1 protein-coding gene is annotated in these 1,034 nt (G+C 61.6%); it reads left to right on the top strand.

The window, feature by feature from the left end:
• A partial coding sequence (locus tag C0456_RS20825; protein WP_291056715.1) for a strawberry notch family protein occupies nt 1-1,034 on the top strand: 1,034 nt, incomplete at both ends.

The following is a 1,034-nucleotide window of genomic DNA, read 5'->3' as shown; positions in this document are numbered from 1 at the left end:
ATCGAAGAACGAGAGTCTGCTCGAAGACGCGCGCCGCGACTGGAGTGCCATCGGCGGCCTTGCTGCCGACATTCAGCCGCTTTCGAACTGGAAGATCGATCAGGCGGTTCCGTTTCGCGAAGGAATCCTGTTCGTCACTTACCCGACCCTTCGGAGCCAGCGTCAGGATGCCACGCGCCTCAAGCAACTACTGGACTGGGCGGGCGAGGATTTCGACGGTGTCATCGCCTTCGACGAGAGCCACGAGATGGGCGGGGTTGCGGGAGGCGAGGGCGCCCGGGGCACGAAAAGCGGATCCTTGCAGGGCATCGCCGGCGTACTGCTGCAAAACAATTTGCCCAATGCCCGGGTTATCTACGCCTCTGCAACCGGGGCCTCGGAGGTCAACAACCTTGCCTATGCCGTGCGGCTCGGTCTGTGGGGACCGGGCACTGCGTTTGCCAACCGCGAAGATTTCATCAGCCAGATCAGGGCAGGGGGCATCGCAGCGATGGAACTCGTGTCGCGCGACCTCAAGGCACTCGGGCTCTATCAGGCGCGCGCGCTCAGCTTTGCAGGGGTCGAATACGACATCCTGAAGCATGATCTGACCGCCGAGCAGATCGCGGTCTATGATACTTATGCGGATGCCTGGGCGATCATCCATCAGAACATGGAGGAAGCGCTGGAGCTCACCGGCGTGGTCGATGAAATCGGCGGCGCAACGCTCAACAGCGGCGCAAAAGCTGCGGCACGCAGCCGGTTTGAAAGCACCAAGCAGCGGTTCTTCAACCAGCTGCTGCTGTCGATGAAGCTGCCAACGCTGATCGCTGCCATCAATCATCATCTGGACCGGGACGAGGTGGTGGTGGTTCAGCTGGTCTCGACTGCCGAAAGCATCCTCGATCGCCGTCTCGACAGCCTTTCGCCAGAAGAGCGCGCGGAGCTCGACCTCGACCTCAGCCCGCTCGACGCTGTGATCGAGTACCTCGAACGCGCCTTCCCCACGCAACAGATGCAGGTATTCGTCGATGATACCGGCACCCAGCGCTCTG

The sequence above is a fragment of the Hyphomonas sp. genome (assembly GCF_013823385.1).
GTDB lineage: Bacteria > Pseudomonadota > Alphaproteobacteria > Caulobacterales > Hyphomonadaceae > Hyphomonas.
Note: the sequence above shows the minus strand (reverse complement) of the source record. Positions and strands in the feature narration are given on the sequence as shown.